This window comes from Methylotenera sp., assembly GCF_029946165.1.
In the GTDB taxonomy this organism is placed as follows: domain Bacteria; phylum Pseudomonadota; class Gammaproteobacteria; order Burkholderiales; family Methylophilaceae; genus Methylotenera.
In genome coordinates, this window is record NZ_JAQSDZ010000005.1 from 198,719 (window position 1) to 217,815 (window position 19,097).

A 19,097-nucleotide genomic window follows, 5' to 3' on the forward strand; every position below is an offset into this window, starting at 1 on the left:
ATCTCTTAAGATCGTCATGCTGGCGAGACCGTAAAGGTCTTCCCCGTGGAATATATGCGCCAAGCCAGCATTTGGCTTCCCCACAGAATATATGTGCTAAAGCACATTATTCTGAGTGAAAGCGCATTATTCACACGTGAAAGGCCAGTATCCAGTCAAGTTTCAATGTAAGTTACTGTAATTAAATACTTTATTATTTAACGTTGACTGGATTCCGGCCTCCGCACCACAGGCACTCCGATTTGCTAAGTGCTGAAGCACTTGCAAAGTCGTATGCCGGAATGACGGATTTTGGAAGATTTCATGTAATTTTTCACTAAAAATGTATTTATAGAAGTGCCCATAAAACTGGTTCATATTCATGGTCAATTTTCTACTTTATGCTCAAAGCTATACATGAATACTTGATAAAGAAATTAGCTCTATCGAGCTTAGACCCATGGTCATGAATACAGCAATTACATTCAATCGCATGAACCTACATATTTTCAATATATCCATTGAGTATTAATTTATCGAGGTAAATGATTGTGATAAAGGTTTCCGTGTGCATAACTACGGCAGATTATGCCAACGATATGGGGAATAATAGACTCCACCTGGCAGCCTCTATTTGCCATTGCCCAAGGGGCTGCCGTCACGCAACAATCGGCCCACCTCGTCCACCGGCAAGGGCTTACTGTACAAATAACCCTGAATGTAATCGCAACTACGTTCTCGCAAGAACTTGGCCTGTTGGTGGTTCTCCACACCCTCTGCCACGCTGCTGAGGCTCATATCCTGCGCCAGGTTGAGTAGAGCCTTGGCTATTGCGCTGTCGTCGTTGTTGTGTGGCAGGTTGTCCACAAAGGACTGGCAGATCTTAATCGTGTCGACTGGAAAGTCCTTAAGGTAAGCCAGCGAAGAAGCTCCGCTGCCAAAATCATCAAGAGCGATGGAAACACCCAGTGCCTTGAATCTTTTTAGAGTGTCGATGTTGCCGGCAGCGCTGTCCATGAACATACTTTCGGTTAGTTCCAGCTCCAGTAATTCCGGTGATAAGCCGCTGGCTCTGAGTGCTTCCGCCACCTCTTCGACGATGCCCGGCAGCCTGAACTGATGTACGGAAAGGTTGACCGCTACGCGTACTGGCGTGCCGTTATCGCTCCACTGGCGCGCTTGTTGGCAGGCGTTACGCAGCACCCAATTGCCGACTGGAATAATGAGACCACTTTCCTCTAGCAAAGGAATGAACTCGGCAGGCGAGACAAGACCTCGCTCTGGATGCTGCCAGCGCAGCAGGGCTTCTAGTCCTGTGATATGAGTGCTCTTTGCTGACACTTGTGGTTGGTAATACAGGATGAATTCATTGCGCTCCAGCGCGTGGCGCAGTTGGTTCTCTAGCACCAGACGCTCGTAGGCAATGGCATCCATGTCTGGCGAATAGAACTGAAAATTGTTACGTCCACACGCCTTGGCGTGATACATAGCCACGTCAGCTTTTTCCAGCAGAATGTCGCGGTTATCCTGCCCTGGTCGGTAGAGTGTGATGCCGATGCTGGCGCATATATGCACCTCATGCCCACTCACCTCGAATGGCAAGCGCAGGGCATCGACGATCTTCTGTGCAGCTATTGCGGCATCACTCTCTTCGCGAACATTGGCGAGAATGACGGCGAATTCGTCGCCGCCCAGACGCGCTACCGTATCAGACTCACGCACGCAGAGTGCGATGCGACCGCCCACCTGCAACAGTAGTTGATCGCCAGCGCCGTGCCCAAGCGTGTCGTTGATATTCTTAAAACGATCAAGATCGATGAACATGAGTGCCATCGTATCCATGGTTCGATTAGCCTGTACCTGCGCCCGTCGTAGGCCGTCATTAAAAAGTAAGCGATTGGGCAGGCCTGTCAGCGCATCGTAATGAGCAAGGTAATGCAGTTGCTGCTCGGTGCGCTTGCGCTCACTGATATCACGCACAATACATAAGACCTCCTCACTGGTAGCGCGAATGAAACGCGCTTCATAATCGCTTGATCCTTCCAGAAATGTGAGCTGGTATTCAAATGAGACGATCTCGCCGTCAAGTAGCGCTTTTTCCACACAGGCCATGGTCTGCGAAGCTATTTCCGCTGGCATGACTTCTGTTACAGTACGGCCAGGCAGCTGCTCGGGCTCCATATAGAAGGGGAAGTCCCTGGCTGGCTTGCAATCGACGAAGCGTCCGTCACGATCTATGAATAACAGCAAATCAGGGAGAGCCTCATATAGCGCGCGGATTTTTGCCTCACTCTGGCGTAATTCAATTTCGGTACGTTTGCGTTCGATGGCGTAGCGCATCACGCGTAACAACCAGCGTCCGTCTATGCTGCCCTTGATCAGATAGTCCTGGGCGCCAGCCTGTGCCAGTTCGGCGGCGAGCGTTTCGTCATCCAGACCGGTCATGACGACAATGGGGACACTCGGCGCTGCCTTGTGCAAGCGCCAGAAGGTGCTTTTGCCTTGCGCATCCGGCAGTGACAGATCCAGCAGGATAATATCGAAGAGCGCTGCCTGCACTAGGTCAACAGCCTGTGCTAGCGTATTGGCTTGTGCCAGATGGTAGTCTCGCAGCGCATCCTGCAACATAAACTCGAGTAGTCTGGCGTCGCCTGGATTATCTTCAACCAGTAATATTCTCATTGTGCCACCGCCGCAACGGGACCTAGGTGCTGCCCGCGCATGAGCAAATCGGTGGCGACATCAGTTGGTACCGGGAGACAATAAAAGTACCCCTGCGCATCGTCGCAGGCCAGATTACGCATGACGCTCAACTGCGATGCAGTCTCCACGCCACCTGCCAAGCCTTTCATGCGGAACACATGCGCCACCTGAATGACTGCGCGCGCCAGATCGGCACCGTCTGGGGTGGACGATGCTTCTTGGGTAAGGCTGCGGTCAAGTTTGATGGAGTGAAAAGGAAACTTGCGCAAGAAATGGAAGGAGGCTCGCCCACTGCCAAAATTGTCTAGCGCCAGTCTGACTCCCAGACGATTGGTGTCGTTTAGTACTTTTAGCGCGCGATCCTCGTCTTCCCACAGCGCGCGTTCGGAAACATCCAGTTCTAGATTTTGTGGATCGAAGCCGGTATCCTCGAGAATGGCGGCGACGGTCTCGGCAAAGTCTTCCTGCATTAACTGGCGGTGCGACACATTGACTGACAGGGTCAGCGCGGGCAGCCCCATTTTGCACCAGATGCTACCTTGCGTACACACGTGGCGCAGCACCCATTCCCCCACCTCCAGCGCCAGGGTGGAACCTTCAAGCACACCTATGAACTCCGCTGGTAGCAGCGGTCCGCGCTGTGGATGCTGCCAGCGCAGCAGGGACTCCATGCCGATGATGCGCCCGCTACTGATGTTTACTTGTGGCTGGTAGTGGATAAAGAACTCATTACTTGCCAGCGCTTGCTGTAGCTGCTCTTCCAACGCCCAAGATGTCCCTGCCCTAGCATGCATTTCGGGTGAGTAGAAGCGGCATGTATTGCCGCCATCGCCCTTGGCGCGATACATGGCAATGTCAGCATTGTGTACCAGATCCTCCATGTGGTCGGCATCGTCCGGGAACAGGCTGATGCCGATGCTGGCATGTACCTCTAGCCGATGAGCGCCGATATGGAATGGCTGCTCAATCTGATCCAGAATCTTGCGCGCTACCGCTGCTGCATCGTTGCTGTCACGTATGTCGGTGAGTGTCACAGTAAACTCATCGCCACCCATGCGCGCTACGCTGTCGGTTTCACGTACGCACTCGCGTAAACGCCGCGCCACCTCCTGAAGCAACTGGTCACCTGTATGGTGGCCGTAAGTATCGTTGATTGGCTTGAATTCGTCGAGGTCGAGCAGTAGCAAGGCCAGCGGCCGCTCATGCCTGCGCGCGGAAGCCAGTGCGGTTTTCAGGTTATCGTAGAATAGCTTACGGTTGGCCAGCCCAGTCAGGCTATCGTGATGCGCCAGGTCGTGCAGCCGTTCTTCCATGTATTTGCGCTCGATGGCGTAACTTAGGGAGCGCAGTAACATGTGGCCGTTGACGTGGTTCTTGACTAGGAAATCCTGTGCCCCTCGCTGCACGGATTGTACCGCCAGGCGTTCGTCAGAGATGTTGCTTAGCACTACGATGGGCACGCCTGGTGCAATTGCATGAATTTTGAGCAGAGTATCGAGTCCGTTACCATCTGGCAGTTGCAGGTCGAGCAAGATCACCTCTACTTTCTGGTGCTCCAGGATTACCTGTGCATTTTCCAGGCAGTCGGCGGTTGTCATGGAAAATTTTCCAGTACCCTCCATGGTGAGAATTTCCTGCACCAGCCGGACATCGCCGGGGTTGTCCTCGATCAGCAACAGATTGAGCGATTCGGTTTTCATGATGAGCTCTCTAGAGTCTATTTCAGCAGGGATCGCAAATGACGACAAGGTTAGTCGTTGAGGTTTGAAGGCAGCTTGACAATGGTCAGCCAAAAATTCTCAATGGACTGAATGACCTTGATGAACTGGTCCAGATCCACTGGCTTAGCTACGTAGCAGTTGGCGTGCAGATCGTAAGTGCGCATGATGTCCTGCTCTGCCTCGGAAGATGTAATGATTACCACCGGGATACGCTTCAGCGCCGGATCTGACTTGATGGCCTCCAGCACTTGGCGGCCGTCTTTCTTAGGCAGGTTAAGGTCGAGCAACACCACATCCGGGCGCGGGGCATCGGCATACTTACCCTCGCGGCGCAGGAAGGCCAGCGCCTCTACGCCATCCTGTACCACGTTGAGGTTATTGAGCACCTTACTGTCGCGTAGCGCTTCCTTGGTCAGGCGTACATCGCCGGGGTTGTCCTCTGCCAGCAAAAATTCGACTGGTCTTCCTGATTTAATCTGCATGACTACTTTCTTCTTTGGTTTTGGTTCTAGCGGGTAATGTAAAATAAAATGTAGCGCCTTCGTCTGGCTTGGATTCCAGCCAGATATGGCCCCCATGCCGCTCAACGATTTTTCTGCACACGGCGAGCCCGATGCCGGTACCCGGATATTCCTGCTTGCCGTGCAGGCGCTGGAAGATGACGAAGATGCGCTCGAAAAACTCTGGCGCGATGCCAATGCCGTTGTCGCGTACCGAAAACACCCAATCGTCCTTCTGGCGCTTGACCCCGATATGGATAGCTAACGGCGCCTCACCGTGAAACTTAAGTGCATTACCTATCAGGTTCTGGAACAACTGTGTGAGCTGGGAAACGTCTGCTACCAAGTGGGGCATGGTGTCATGCGTCACGAGGGCACCTGATTCTTGTATAGCGAGGCGCAGATTAGCCAGTGCTCGCTCTAATGCCAGTCCAGATTCACACGTTGCTAGTGCCTTGCGGCTGGTGCCTATTCTCGATAGTGCCAACAAGTCGTTGATCAATGCCTGCATGCGAGTCGCGCCATCTACTGCGTAATGGATAAACTCGTTAGCGTCATCGTCCAACTTGTCCTTGTAGCGACGCGCCAGCAACTGCGTATAACTCGCCACCATGCGCAAGGGCTCCTGTAAGTCGTGAGAGGCCACATAGGCAAACTGTTCCAACTCCTGATTGGAGCTGGCCAATTCCTCAGTGCGCCTTGCCAGCGCCTCTTGCGTCTGTTTGAAAGCAGTGATATCGGAAAACTCGGCGATCACATGCGTCACCTTACCAGTGCTATCCTTGACTGCGCTTAGGTTCATCCATGCTGGATATTCTTCACCACTCTTACGTTTCTCTCGGATTTCTCCCTGCCACTGGCCACCGCTAACAACTGTACCCCAGACGGTGTTGCAAAGTTCGTCCTGGCCTTTTGCATGAAGGTTGCACAAGAGAGATCCAATCAGCTCTTCTGGTATATGTCCAGTAATTGAAGTCACCGACTTGTTGGCATGAAGAATATGGCCTTCCAAGTCAGTAATCATCACCACTTCCAGATTACTTTCAAACACTTGTGCCAGTAAGCGCAGCATTTCATGGTCTGCGTGGAAATAGGCCGTGAGGGAAAGCTCGCAATCGAACAGCGTCGCTTTGATCAAGGCTTGGGTGTAATCGAGAAATCGCTCTGGATCGTTGTTGGCATGGCGCAATACTTCCGGCAGTAGCCAGGACAAATACTTTCCATAAGCACCCAGATACCAGCGCGGCTCCAAGCCGATCTGCTGGTGAATGACGCCCACGCGCATGCGGCTCTTGACGTAATCTGGCCCGTATTCGCCAGAAAGTAGTTGTTCAAAATATTCGCGCTGCTTCTGCTTGAGGTGGGTCACCCGCTCTGGGCTGCCCATCAGTGCGTGCGTTTCTGGGTGGGCTTCGAGATGGCCGTAGAATGATTCTACAAAGGCATCTTCCAGCGGTGCCAGCATCGGCCCTAGCTCCTTGAGTAGAGAGGCTTCGCGCTCGCCGAATTCAAGAAAATCCTTGCGCGAGCGGATTTGCTCAACACTCGGAGTCATACTGTCGATCATGACCTCTGCGGCCGACTGGTGCAATACCATGCTCTCTCCCATGTAACTATTAGTGTAATTCCGGAACTGCCAGAGAGAAAACTGGAGTGGGGATCGTGGATAAGAAATGCGGGAAAACCCGCACAATCTGGCACTTCCGCCGCCCTAGAGTCATCGTCCCGTAGGCCGGAAATTTTGCACCCCCGCCTTTCGGTCGGGTTTGCCCTTTTTAGATGTAAAACTCTTGCAATTAAAAGGAAATCCCACAAGGCTGTCAAGCGTTCGCAGAACGCTGAATGCCATGTCGCGCCAAGGACACGTTCACGCAGAGTATCTTGCTGCATCAACCCCCCAAACCAAGTGACGGCTCATTGTGCATTTCGCGCATAGGCATGCCTAGATGGAAGCCCTGAGCGTAGTTGATTCCCATACCCTTGAGCGCATCGAAAATCTCCTGATTCTCAACGAACTCTGCCACGGTCAGTATTCCGATATCTTGGCATAGTCGTGAAAGGTTCTGTACCAACGCGTAATCTACCTTGGAGTTCAGGATGTTGCGAACAAAAGCGCCGTCAATCTTTACGTACTCGAAATGCAATTCGCGCAGATAGTGGAAAGAGTTGTAGCCGCTGCCGAAATCGTCCAGCGCGAATGCAAAACCCTTCTCACGTAATTTAGTGAGAAACTTGCGCATATTGGTCATATCGCCGATGGCGTCACGCTCAAGGATTTCAAATACGATGCATTTCGGCGGGATTTGCAGTTGAGTGCATAACTCTTCGGCATAACCGAGGATGCCGCGCCCCTGGATTTCCTGAGCAGAGAGATTGATGAAGATTTTTGTAGTAATCTGCTCAGACGTCATTTTTTCGCGTTTAGCTTGTAGCGCCTTGCTGATGATGGCTCGATCCAGTTCACGCCCCATACCGTACTTTTCGATGGTTTCCACAAACACGCCAGCGGAAATAGTTTTGCCACTAGGTTCGATCAAGCGTGCCAAGGTCTCGAAAGCAAAGACTTCACCACTTCGGACGTTAAAGATGGGCTGGTAATAGGGGATGATGCGATCCTCGCGCAAAGCATCGCGTAAATCTTCCGCATAGCCGCGTGTAGTGCGGTTAGCTTGCAGTTGCTTTTCACCCAGTGCGGCGACCGAGGACACTCCATCTTTACCGAGATCCTTGACGTGATACAAAGCCAAATCCGCGCCAGCCAACAGATCGGCTTCACTTTCTCCATCGTGAGGGAAGGTCGCACAACCAATAGACACCGTCAGATGGAAGTGCCTACCGTCCAGCGCTGGACATATTCTTTCGCGTAGCGCCCTGCCAATAGTTGCTGCGGCCGCCTCTGCACCCTCGCGCCCTGTTTCAGTGAGGACGATAGCAAATTCATCGCCACCGATTCGCGTAGCGACATCGCCCTTGCGAGTATGTGACCTCATAATTTCACCTACCAAGATCAACACTTCATCACCGGCAGGGTGTCCATAAGAATCATTAACATCCTTGAAATCGTCGAGATCCAACAGCAGGATGGAAAATTCGTGGTTGTGCCGGGTGGAGCGTCCGACTTCATACTCCAGCATGTTATTGAAGTAGCGTCGGTTATAGAGACCAGTGAGCGGGTCATGCATGGAGTAGTATTCGAGTTCTTCCATTGTGCGCGATAGCGCCTTACTACTGCCGACCACCATCACCATTACCGAGAGAATGGATCGAACAATGCTTTCTTCCTGCGGTGTCAATGTCTCCTGTGAAGCATAGGCAACACCGAGTAAACCAGCCAGTTTAGGTGTGTGCTCAGGTACAGCTACCGTAACCAGATGAATATCCTCGATATGGTCGCTCATACTGTCTTGCTTAACAACAAACTCCTCTATATCGATCAGGGCGTCAAAGGGAAGTTTGAGGCTAGCAATCATCTGCTTGGCTAGCGTATCACGCGCAGTTTGCTTAATTGATTCTGTATAGTTGCCTAGGTAGTATAGGTAAAGTGAAAAGTTATGCTCCTCGGCAAAGGCGATATAAAAAAAGTTGAATGGGAAAATGGCGTGAAATTCGATTAGGATTTCCTGCACGAACACTTTCCACTGCGACACATTCTCATGTGAGAGAATGATCTTCTCAAGCACCTGGCTCTGACGCTCGAACAGGTCTTTTTCAATTAATGTATTAGACAGCCCGGCTAGAGTCTCATTAAACTCGCTCAGTAGCGCCTGCACGTAGTCACCATTCTTATGCCACTGGCGTTGCCGTTCTGCAAACAGCAACGCCAGCGTTCGATCTAGGCGGCCGCATGTTTCTATGGCTTTTGATAGCACTGACGCAAATGCCGGGTCGCTGACTGTCCCCAATGCATCCTTCAGATCTTGAGCAATCTCCACATGTAGCGCGCTAACCAGTTCGGCTAGGTTATTGCCAAAAATCTTGGTACGCACCTGACTTTCTTTTAGCGCTGCAAGGCGTTCAATGACGCGCAGCCGAACCGATTCCAGTTGACCTGTCTCAACATGGCTCATACAAAGCGCCCGCCTGCCTGCATGATATCGACGCCGCATTGTAGGTCTTTCAGCCAAGCAAGGAAATCTGCCACCGCCTGCCCTCGATACACTGGTCCATGTTGTGGCGCAATCATGTCGATTTCGAGATCGGCGATGGTTTCCAACCAGCAGCGGATTGCTTTGTTGGAACACATATAGCGACGGTGGAAGCCTTCAATGTAAGGAATGTGGCCAGCAAAGTCGTCCACATAGGCATCATCATTGTCCAGCGGCAGCATGGCGGCACCAATATCGCCGGTGAACAGTATTTTTGATACAGGATCATAGATATTAATCTGGCCTTCAGAATGCAGGAAATGTGCCGGCACGATTTTGAGTGTAAAGCCGGGCGCTACTTCCAGTGGCATGCCCTCATCTGGCACGCCGATGAAACGCGACATATCCTTTAGTCCATAATGCGGCAGAAAACGCAGCCAGATCCGGGAAATATAGACTGGACAATTGGTCATTTCGAGCCAAGTGGAAATGCCGCCAACAATATCAGGATCCTGATGCGACAGAAAAATACCGCTGATCTGCTTGGGTTCGAGATAGCGCAACAACTCTGCCAGTACCCTCGGCATCACACCGAAGCCACCTGGATCACACAGAACGCCAACACCGTTATGCTGAATAAGATACTGATTGGAGCGGATGCCTTCTTCTTCACCCGGCTCGCTTTCGTTGAGCAGGATAAACTTATGATCTGCAGAGTCGAACAACTTTACGTTACGCATTTAATATCATTCCTAACCTTATCGTTATATTTTTGGTCAATATATAGAACTACCAGGCATAACAATTTTCATCTCTGGCACAATACACTTAAACACCCATATCTACGGAGTAGAGCACCCATCTTTAAATTTAATATCTAGCATCAATCAGGTATGGTGGCTCAGCTTTTAATTCCAACCTGATATCTACTAACGATTTAACTAGTTTTATCACTTCGTTGCTAACAAAAACACAAAGCATATAGGTCTACTAGCAGATTGAATTAAACTGGAACCATCGATCTTTTTTAGCTTAATTTCCACCAAACGCTGTTGTTACTATTCAATATCCGACTTACTTAACCTGTAACTCATTATTAAATTTGGTGACACAGATAACAGATGTAAGAACATGATGAGTAGGATGACAACAGTTAGCCACTGTGACTAGTCGGGAGATGATGATTTGATGTAGGATTGGGGATTACTATGCTGTAGGATAAATCCTATACAAGCTACTTAACCATATGAATACTATGCTTTTAATTTTAAAGCGGTAAGATTTGGAGGATGTGAACTAGATTAAATCATGCTGAAAAGCATAGCGCACCAAGTCGGCCGTGCTTGAAAACTTCATTTTTTCGAATAGTCGTGTTTTGTGGGTGCTTACCGTCTTATTACTGATAGTCAGTTGGTCAGCAATCTCATTCACACCATTGCCTGATGCGAGTAAGCGAAATATCTCTAACTCACGATGAGAAAGCTGTGCATGAGGGACTGGTTGTTCTGGCAGCATAGATTCAAAAGCCAATTGTTCAGCCAAATCCGGATCAATAAAACGACCACCGCTAGCCACTTTACGAATGGCAAACCAAAGATTTTCTGGCTCGCTATCCTTAGTAATATAGCCATTGGCACCTTCCTTTATCGCACGGATGACCACTTGCAACTCGTTGTGCATACTCAGCACGAGAATGGGCTGTGTTGGGTGGTGTGCACGAATACATGTGAGTAACTCTATGCCGTTAATGCCAGGCATGGTCAAGTCCATCAGCAGGACATCGAAATTACCCTGAGCGAGCTTCTCCAGCGCCTCTCCACCATTTATAGCTTCGCCGGCCACCTCTATATCTGAGGTTAATGCAAATAACTGTTTTAACCCTCTGCGCATAATGGCATGGTCATCTGCAATTAATAGCCTGATCATTTTTCGGTCAACCCTTGCTCCATTGGGATAAGTACTGAAACAATCGTTCCATTTCCTAGTGCGCTTATGATATAGATATCCCCTCCTAATGCAATAGCGCGCTCGCGCATCCCAAGCAAACCAAAGGATTGTCGAGTTGAACGTAATTCAGGGTCAAAACCTTTACCATCATCACTAATCTCAACTAACAGATCAGCCCCACGCAAGCCTATAAAAATTTCAACATGACTCGCTTCTGCATACCTAGCCACGTTAGTTAATGACTCCTGCACAATGCGAAATATTCCTACAGATCGAGCTTCATCAATATTGAAAGGTTCTTCAGATGTATGCAACGTGCAGGGAGTGCCAGAGTGCTCAGAAAACTCAACACTTAACCAATCCAATGCAGATTCAATACCCATATCCAGCACTGCAGGTCTTAAGTTTGCCGCAACATCACGTACGCTTTGTAGTGCGCGATCTACTAATTCAGTCATTCCCAGCACTTTATTCATTAGATCCGGATTATTTAGGCCAAAACGTAATCTCACCATAGAGACATCCAGCCTAAGCGCAGTGAGTGTTTGTCCTAATTCATCGTGCACTTCACGTGAAATCCGTTTTCTTTCCTGTTCACGCGTGATTTCACTTCCGGCTGCCAGTTCACGCAACAATTGACGTGATTCTGCTAACGCAATTTCAGCATATTTACTTCGAGAAATGTTTAACATCACACCGTCCCAGACAATCATTCCATCTTCCTGCCGGCGAGGCATGGCGCGCAAATTGACCCACTTTTCGCCATGGTTCACAGAGAGAATTCTGCCTTCCCAATCCCACACCTGAATATCCTTGGCTGACTGAATGCGGCTTGCATCGAAACTCGACACATCAGCTGAATGTATATGTTTATAAATGATAGCAGCATTAGTCAACAATGCATCTGAAGTCACCCCGAACAACTGTGAGGTACTTTCATTGAGATAGACAAAAGAAAACTGGTCCGCAATTTTAGACTCAAGCAACTGAAATACCATCCCGGGTAAATGTCTGACAATACGGCTAAAGCGCTCCTGACTTTCATGAAGCAAGTTTTCTACAGCTTTACGTTCGGTATAGTCTGATTGCGTACACACAAAGTGCGTGACTGTTTCAGCGTCATCCTTAATTGCTGTGATACTCATCAATCTCGGATGGATTTCCCCAGTCTTGTGCTTATCCAAGATTTCGCCTTGCCAGTAACCAGTAGATTTAATTGAGCTCCACATTTCTTGGTAGAAGTCGCGGTCGTGTATACCAGAACTTAATATCTTTGGGTTTTTTCCCAACACATTTTCCAGAGTGTAGCCAGTGATTGCCGTGAAAGCAGGGTTGATGGCAATGATCTGATTGCTCACATCAGTGACCATTATGCCTTCGCTGCTGTTCTGAATCACCATGTTAGAAAGTCTTAGTTTTTCCTCTGTCTGTTTGCGTTCGGTGATGTCAGCAAGCAGCGCAACATAGCTCTGCACTTTGCCCTGATCGTTGCGTACTACGCTAATAGTAAGCTGTCCAGCATATCTCTCTCCACTCTTGTGCCGATTAAACACCTCGCCTGACCAGTAATCGTTTTCAGCAAGCGAACGCCACATCGTGGCATAGAATTCAGAATCGTACCGTCCGGATTGCAGCATACGAGGACTCTGGCCGACAGCCTCATCACGCTCGTAGCCAGTAATGCGGGTAAAGCTGTCGTTAACCTCAATAATGGTGCCAGCAGCATTGGTGATCATGATGCCCTCATGAGAGTGGGTGAATACGCTGGTGGCAAGTTGCAAGTCATCCACATACTTGCGTATATTTTTGTGTGAAAGTCTTAATTCAAGATGTGCCATAACATTGTCAGCAAGTGCTTTAATTGCGTTTAGCTGCTCTGGTGCTAGTTGTCGCGGCACATAGTCAATAACACACAATGTCCCTAATCGATAGCCCGATGAAGCGACTAGCGGTACGCCTGCGTAAGAACGAATATCAGGGGCATTAGTCACCAGTGGGTTATCAAAAAAACGTTCATCAAGCAGAGTGTCTGTCACAACCAGTGGATCATCCTGCAAAATGGCATGGGTACAAAAAGCAATATCACGACTCGTTTCTTTCGCATCCAAGCCAACACAGGCTTTAAACCATTGCCTTTGCTCATCAATCAAGCTAATCGCTGCAATCGGTGCCTGACAAATGTACGCTGCCAACTGAACGATGCTATCAAAAGAAGGTTCGGGGTCTGTATCGAGAATGCCATATTTTTTAAGTTCAGCTAAGCGATCTAATTCGTTGGCCGGTAGTGGTGCTATTTTCATCAGAACCCCATATGAATATTAACTTTAAGTGAAGTTCTTACTGGTAACGCTTCGCATTTAAATCCACCAAATGTTTTTACAGAAGCGATTGAAAGTTATCTGGTTAAGGTAGAGCAACACATTGGAATGTATAAATTATATACGTGCAAGCACGCATGTAGAAATATGACAGCAATAAATAACTGCTTTGGCCGATTATGCAGCCTTAATTGCAAGTCTTTGTCCGCTATGGTTAAGGATTGTCGGATGTCAGCCCTCAACCACTGCGCGATCAGAATGCAGCAGACCCGTCCGGGCTGACGTCGGACAATCACTCCATGGAGGAAACCGCGTGAAGTACTGCCGCACTCAGATCAGCGAAACGGCTATGGGGATTTGATGGGTGGACTTTGGATCTGCACAGTCAACTGTGTTGATCAACAAGCGTAAAACTTCATTCAAGTCGTCAATTCCGGAATCGTTTGGCCAAACGTATGCATCGTGTGCGGCTGTAAATGCATAGCTATTGCCCCGCCAGGCAAAGCCGTAGCGTGTCGGCACAGGCCAACAGGATTTTGTCTGGCGGTAAAAATAATTCGATTTCATGGCAGCACTTTCGGATGAGGTGGCCCGCGTATCGGTTGTGTGCGTGCCAGCGTTTCAATGATCAACATCGCCGCCCCGCAGTGTGGGCAGATGAAGGTGGGTTGGGCAACGCAGCCTTCTGTATCCGGTCCATTGGCTTCAACATCGGCGACGGGTTGGACGTGCAGTAACTCGCGTGCCCGCGCAAGGTTATCGCGACGCCCGCCATTGGCGATCAAGCCGTAATGCCGAATGCGATGAAAGCCACTCTGTAGCACATGCAACAGGAAGAGACGCATGAACTCGCCTGTGCTGAGCGCCATCGTCTTGTGGCGCGTCGTGCCCTTATTGCGGTAGTCTTTCCATTTGAAGGTCACGCCGCGCTCGTCTAGGGTAAGGAGTCGGCTGTTGGAGATGGCCACCCGATGGGTATAGCGCGACAGATAAGCCAGTACCGCAGCAGGACCTGCAAAGGGACGTTTGGCATAAACCACCCATTCGCATTTCCGTAGTGGGGTAAGCCAGTCGGCGAAAGTCGCAGCGTCTTTCAGTGCAACGTACTCACCGAAGAATTGCAACTGGCCCAGGCGATAAGCCTTATCCAGTTCTTCTGTAAAGCGCCGACGAAACAAACGCGACAGCACGCGCACTGGCAGGAAGAAGCCGGGCTTGCAGGACACCCAACGTTCACCGTCAAACGACAGGCCGCCGCCAGGCACAATGCCATGCACATGAGGATGGTGCGTCAGCGCCGAGCCCCAGGTGTGCAGTACCAATGTCGCCCCGATGCGGGCGCCCAGATGTTTGGGGTCGGCAGCGATGGTACGCAGCGTTTCTGCGGCGACCTCAAACAGCAACCGATAGATTACCGCCTTGTTGTAAAAGGCAAGCGCGCTGATCGGTTCCGGCAGGGTGAACACCACATGGTAATAGTCCACCGGCAGCAGCTCGGTCTGACGGGCTTCGAGCCAACGCTTGGCTGCACTGGCCTGGCACTTCGGGCAATGCCGGTTGCGGCAGGAGTTATAAGAGATCGAGGCATGTTCACAGGCGGTACATTGCAGCACATGCCCACCCAGTGCCGCACTGCGGCATTGTTCAATGGCCGACATGACCTTCAACTGACCCAGACTCAGGTGACCCTGCTGGCTTTGTCGCCACGCAGGCCCATGCGCGCGGAAGATATCCGCGACCTCCAGCGAGGAGCGTTCCATGACTGCACGCTACTTGGGCTGCAGGACTTCCAGCGGACTGATCACCTCGCGCAGCAGGTCAGTGGCAACCTGGGCATAGCGCGCAGTGGTGTCCAGCTTCCGATGACCCAGCAGTACCTGGATCACGCGGATGTCCACCTTCTGCTCCAATAGGTGGGTCGCGAAACTATGGCGCAGCGTGTGCATCGAAACGTGCTTGTCGATGTGCGCCTCATCCGCTGCGGCATGGATGGCACGGTTGAGCTGGCGAGTACTGAGCGGATCGATCGGATTCAGTCCGGGAAACAGCCAGCCACCTTCCAGCATCTTGCCCTGTGCTCGTGCTTCACGCCACCAGACACGCAGTTGTTCAAGCAGGACTGGAGAGAGCATGGCGTACCGATCCTTGCTGCCTTTGCCCTGCTCAATGCGCAACGCCATGCGCTGGCTGTCGATATCACTCACCTTGAGTGCGCATATTTCGCTCACGCGCAGTCCCGCGCCGTAGGCGACGAACAACGCCGTCTTGTGTTTCAGATTCCCAGATGCAGCAAGCAGACGCGCCACCTCGTCGCGACTCAACACTACCGGCAGTTTGTAAGGCACGCGTACCGAGTGCATTTTACGCATCAATTCGGGGTGATCCAGCGTGTGCTCGAAGAAGAACTGCAAGCCGCTGAGCGCGTTATTGATTGAGACTGCCGAGGTGCCGTGATCAACCATATACAATTGATAAGCGCGTAAATCTTCGGCGCTGGCGGTGTCGGGTGAATGCTTGAGATAGGAAGCGAATTGACGGACTGAGCGAATATAACTTGCTTGTGTCTTGGGTGAAAGTTTACGCATCCGCATGTCGTCGAGCATGCGTTGGCGCAACGGACTGATGGCTTGAGTTGATGAGTTCATGATTCTGCTCCCCTCGTGAAATAAGGCGGATTGCCTTACTTCATAAGAGTTAGGAAACAGCAATAGGGTTTCAAGACTCGTGGAGTAAATTCAACACGTGGATCGGAGCTCACCTACCGCGAAGCGGTTTAGTCCATGGGTCGCACTCAGACCGTCCGTCCAGGGAAATGAGCGGCGGTTGCCGAGCACATTGCGGCCATCCAGCCGCCGTAGAAGTACCACCGTCTTGCCTCACTTCCAACCAATGCGATGTTTAACCGTTTGCATACTTCAACGCAAAAAGTTCAGATTTCCAACCTCAGATTGCAAATAGCCAATTGTTTGTTACCCACCAATCTAAAAAATGTTGTGATGAGGCGCTGTCGATTGCTGATTACAATCGATGGTGCTGACTTAAGTTAACGCTTAAAAAAGTACATTAAAAGAGCGCCCAGTAAGAAAAGTCCAAAGTACTTGGCAAACTTAAGAACATTGTCATCGGTGATCCTTGGTCGTTTAAGCCTTTCGATGAGTGGCATCAATTCTTTTGGTTGCAAATCGAAGCTTTGATTTTCCACCATCAACTTTTCAATTGCCCAAGCCTTTCTCTGTATATCAAAACCACCTGTTTTCTGTGTAGCTTCTTCATGCGTTAGCCCGCTGAGTATGACTAGGCGACATCCAGCGATCGTAGAAGCAGCAAGCTTTTTATATGGAAAACCTCCAGATTTAGAAGCAGCAAGCTTTATATCAAGTTTTAAAACTGCTTTATCAAAATCGCTGTCAGATCCACCGTCTAATCGAGATAACTTAAAGCCAACAAGGGCATCGCTGACAGCTTGATTGATCAAGGTTGCATTTTGCGATTTGCAAACTTGTATGCATTGATTTGAAATGTCTTTCAAAACTATTTCATTCAGCGCAAGAATTACTATTAGCGGATCGTTTGCATCGATTCTTATACCTGTTTTTAGATAAACTTCATCTTGGATTATTTTGATGTCCATTTTTACCAACTTACTTTGTTGAGATCTGCAAAAATTTCATCAACAATTTTTTGTAAGCGTCTTTTTGCAAGAAAATTAAAATCAGGGGATTCCAGAACTTCTGAAAGCGTTAAATGATTTTCTGTCATTTGCTTAATGTCGCCAGCGAACGTATCCGATTTACGTTCAATGATTCTTACGATACCGGCAATTTTTCCGGCTTTTTCAGCTTCTTTGTAAAGTTTAGTATCTGTAACAGGGCGGCCATCGTATTCAACCTTGCCCCAAAACTCGTTCTCCCAAACAACCACTTTGGCGTGTGATCCAATCTTATCCAATAACTCGGCGAAGCCGTTGAAGGTGTCTGATTTGGCCTGTCCACCAGTTAAAACGGTATGCACATAAACTTTTTTGCCAGCCTCAGACATGATTTGAAAGATGTCATTTTCAGCCAAATACCGTGTTAGTGGCATAAACGTGGCTGCACCATTGTCAATGACACAATTGGATTGTGTCTTCAAAATAGTTTCCATCAAAGGATCAAACTTGCGCTGAATGATGTTGCCATTTTCAGCTATTTCAACATGCGCAACATCCAGGGCTTTGTACTGAGTGAATGTAGCATTTACTGGGTCAGTATCTGCGCACAAAACCGTGCCAAATTGTGCGTAATATTGAGCCAGGAGGCTGGCAATAAGCGATTTTCCTACGCCACCTTTTCCTTGTAGTACCATGTTTAGACTGTTATTCATTTTTTACCTTATCTATTAACTTAATTATCAAATTCAGGCTTGGCACTTGGAACAGGGTTGAATTCTCCTGCCTTTACCTCACCTGTTAGTGCGTGAAACGGGTTTTGCTCTGCTCTTGTCTCCTTGCTAAAATTTTGGGCTGTTTGAACAAGGCTATTTACTACTGGTATATCTACTTGTTCAGTTTTGGTCGTAGTGGATAAGGCAGAGGTTGCCTTTGTTTTAGGCTGAAAATTTGAGACTTCTTTTTTTGGCCTCCTTACAAAGTCATTCTCACGGTCCAAGTCAAACAAATAAACTCTGAATAGTTGTTCAGTCATTGGAATGCCGTGATTGTTAAACCATGCAACCACGTCTTTAGCAGCCCACCCACGTTCAGTAATTTTTAGATGTATTTCTGAATAGACTTTCCGCATTTCGCCTTTAATAGATGGCCTATTAATGTCATCTGCATTTGCAAATTCCTTTGGGTCAATTGGCTTGTATTTTCTTTGCATGTTAATTCTTTTATTGATTAATTAGTGACTAATTGCATACTAATAAATAATATATGTCCGAACAATACACAGTTATTATATAATGTTATGTATAAATAATTATATATTTGTCCGTTTTATTTGAGGTGTTTATGGTTCTAACAGAAGAAGAGTTATTTGCACATAATTCGCTTAGGCAATACGAGCAGGAAAAGCAGGAGAGTGATATTGATCTAATGATAGGTGCTTTTCATGCCTCGAAATATAGCTGGAAGTCTTTATATGAAGTACACGCGTACAAAGAGCAATGCCAGATAAACTTGGCTAAGCAAAAAATTAGAGATTTTCAAATTGAAATAAATAATCAGTTAAAAATTATTGAAGAAGCTGAAGAAAAAATTTCTACTTTTAAAGTAAATATAAAAGAAGAAAATGCAGCGAAAGTAAAAGAAGAAAATGCAGCGAGAGTAAAAGACGGAAATGAACCGAAAGATAGTAAGGGGCGTGGCAGGCCAGAGCGGTCAGAGGGTATGGAAAATATTGCAAAAAAATTCATAACTAAATGGGTGCATTCCTTAATGGTTGAACTAGAAGTTAGCAGTTGCACCAAATTGCAAGATATGATTTGTTCAACAACAGTGGTAAATACAATTAATAAGAAAAGTAAAAAAATGGAAGACGAAATCATTTCATCTAGAGCCACAGAGCGTAACTGGAGAAGATGGAGGAATGGCGAAACCATTCCCACTTACTCTACTTTATATATTATTTTGAGTGCAAAAATTGAATCTGGAAAATACTCAGGGAAGATGCTGCTAGATGTACCTACCACGCCAGAGGCCAATGCTTTATTAACTTTGCTTCATTTTATGTGACTGTTAAATTTCCCATCAGAATAAAATTAGCAGCTTATAAGTAACTAATAAGTTGCTAATTACTCGCTTTCTTTACACCCATACTCTCCCCCGCTAAATTAGAAGTACAGGCACGACAGATATGTATGACA

General features: G+C 48.6%; 14 protein-coding genes and 1 riboswitch. Of the genes, 1 reads left to right on the top strand and 13 read right to left on the bottom strand.

The genetic code is table 11. The annotated features are described in order from the left end of the window. Positions 1–609: 609 nt before the first annotated feature. The 13 genes from PSV17_RS03210 to PSV17_RS03270 form a co-directional block, all read right to left on the bottom strand. Complete coding sequence (locus tag PSV17_RS03210) at positions 610–2,661, bottom strand: EAL domain-containing protein (RefSeq protein ID WP_300479634.1); 2,052 nt, start codon at positions 2,659–2,661, stop codon at positions 610–612. Continuing rightward, complete coding sequence (locus PSV17_RS03215) at positions 2,658–4,382, bottom strand: GGDEF domain-containing response regulator (RefSeq protein WP_300479637.1); 1,725 nt, start codon at positions 4,380–4,382, stop codon at positions 2,658–2,660. The genes PSV17_RS03210 and PSV17_RS03215 overlap by 4 nt, the downstream gene beginning before the upstream one ends. Positions 4,383–4,432: 50 nt before the next feature. Then, entirely contained in the window at positions 4,433–4,885 is a 453-nt protein-coding gene (locus PSV17_RS03220) for a response regulator (RefSeq protein ID WP_300479639.1), read from the bottom strand. Then, a complete protein-coding gene (locus tag PSV17_RS03225) occupies positions 4,875–6,500 on the bottom strand; it encodes a protoglobin domain-containing protein (protein WP_300479642.1) in 1,626 nt (541 codons plus the stop codon). The genes PSV17_RS03220 and PSV17_RS03225 overlap by 11 nt, the downstream gene beginning before the upstream one ends. Before the next feature lie 96 nt (positions 6,501–6,596). Then, positions 6,597–6,684, bottom strand: a riboswitch (cyclic di-GMP riboswitch). A gap of 108 nt (positions 6,685–6,792) precedes the next feature. Next, the gene (locus PSV17_RS03230) at positions 6,793–8,970 is read right to left on the bottom strand and encodes a bifunctional diguanylate cyclase/phosphodiesterase (RefSeq protein ID WP_300479645.1); all 2,178 of its coding nucleotides are present in this window, start codon (positions 8,968–8,970) and stop codon (positions 6,793–6,795) included. Then, positions 8,967–9,728, bottom strand: coding sequence for an MBL fold metallo-hydrolase (locus PSV17_RS03235; protein ID WP_300479648.1), 762 nt, complete (start codon positions 9,726–9,728; stop codon positions 8,967–8,969). Before PSV17_RS03235 ends, PSV17_RS03230 begins: the two co-directional genes overlap by 4 nt. Positions 9,729–10,284: 556 nt before the next feature. Beyond that, a complete protein-coding gene (locus PSV17_RS03240; protein ID WP_300479650.1) occupies positions 10,285–10,914 on the bottom strand; it encodes a response regulator transcription factor in 630 nt (209 codons plus the stop codon). Further along, positions 10,911–13,235: a PAS domain S-box protein gene (locus PSV17_RS03245; RefSeq protein WP_300479652.1), complete on the bottom strand. Its 2,325-nt coding sequence runs from the start codon at positions 13,233–13,235 to the stop codon at positions 10,911–10,913. Before PSV17_RS03245 ends, PSV17_RS03240 begins: the two co-directional genes overlap by 4 nt. Before the next feature lie 581 nt (positions 13,236–13,816). After that, on the bottom strand, positions 13,817–15,013 hold the full coding sequence (locus PSV17_RS03250; protein WP_300479654.1) for an IS91 family transposase: 1,197 nt from the start codon (positions 15,011–15,013) through the stop codon (positions 13,817–13,819). A 9-nt stretch (positions 15,014–15,022) separates the two neighbouring features. Continuing rightward, positions 15,023–15,898: a site-specific integrase gene (locus tag PSV17_RS03255; RefSeq protein ID WP_300479656.1), complete on the bottom strand. Its 876-nt coding sequence runs from the start codon at positions 15,896–15,898 to the stop codon at positions 15,023–15,025. A 398-nt stretch (positions 15,899–16,296) separates the two neighbouring features. Continuing rightward, positions 16,297–16,884 (bottom strand): hypothetical protein, encoded by a 588-nt coding sequence (locus PSV17_RS03260; protein WP_300479658.1) that lies wholly within the window; start codon positions 16,882–16,884, stop codon positions 16,297–16,299. A gap of 2 nt (positions 16,885–16,886) precedes the next feature. Next, the gene (locus tag PSV17_RS03265; RefSeq protein WP_300479661.1) at positions 16,887–17,615 is read right to left on the bottom strand and encodes a conjugal transfer protein TraL; all 729 of its coding nucleotides are present in this window, start codon (positions 17,613–17,615) and stop codon (positions 16,887–16,889) included. 20 nt (positions 17,616–17,635) lie between these two features. Next, positions 17,636–18,112: a hypothetical protein gene (locus tag PSV17_RS03270; protein ID WP_300479663.1), complete on the bottom strand. Its 477-nt coding sequence runs from the start codon at positions 18,110–18,112 to the stop codon at positions 17,636–17,638. A 131-nt stretch (positions 18,113–18,243) separates the two neighbouring features. Here PSV17_RS03270 and PSV17_RS03275 point away from each other — a divergent pair, with 131 nt between their 5' ends. Continuing rightward, entirely contained in the window at positions 18,244–18,966 is a 723-nt protein-coding gene (locus tag PSV17_RS03275; protein ID WP_300479666.1) for a hypothetical protein, read from the top strand. The last annotated feature ends 131 nt before the right edge of the window (positions 18,967–19,097 follow it).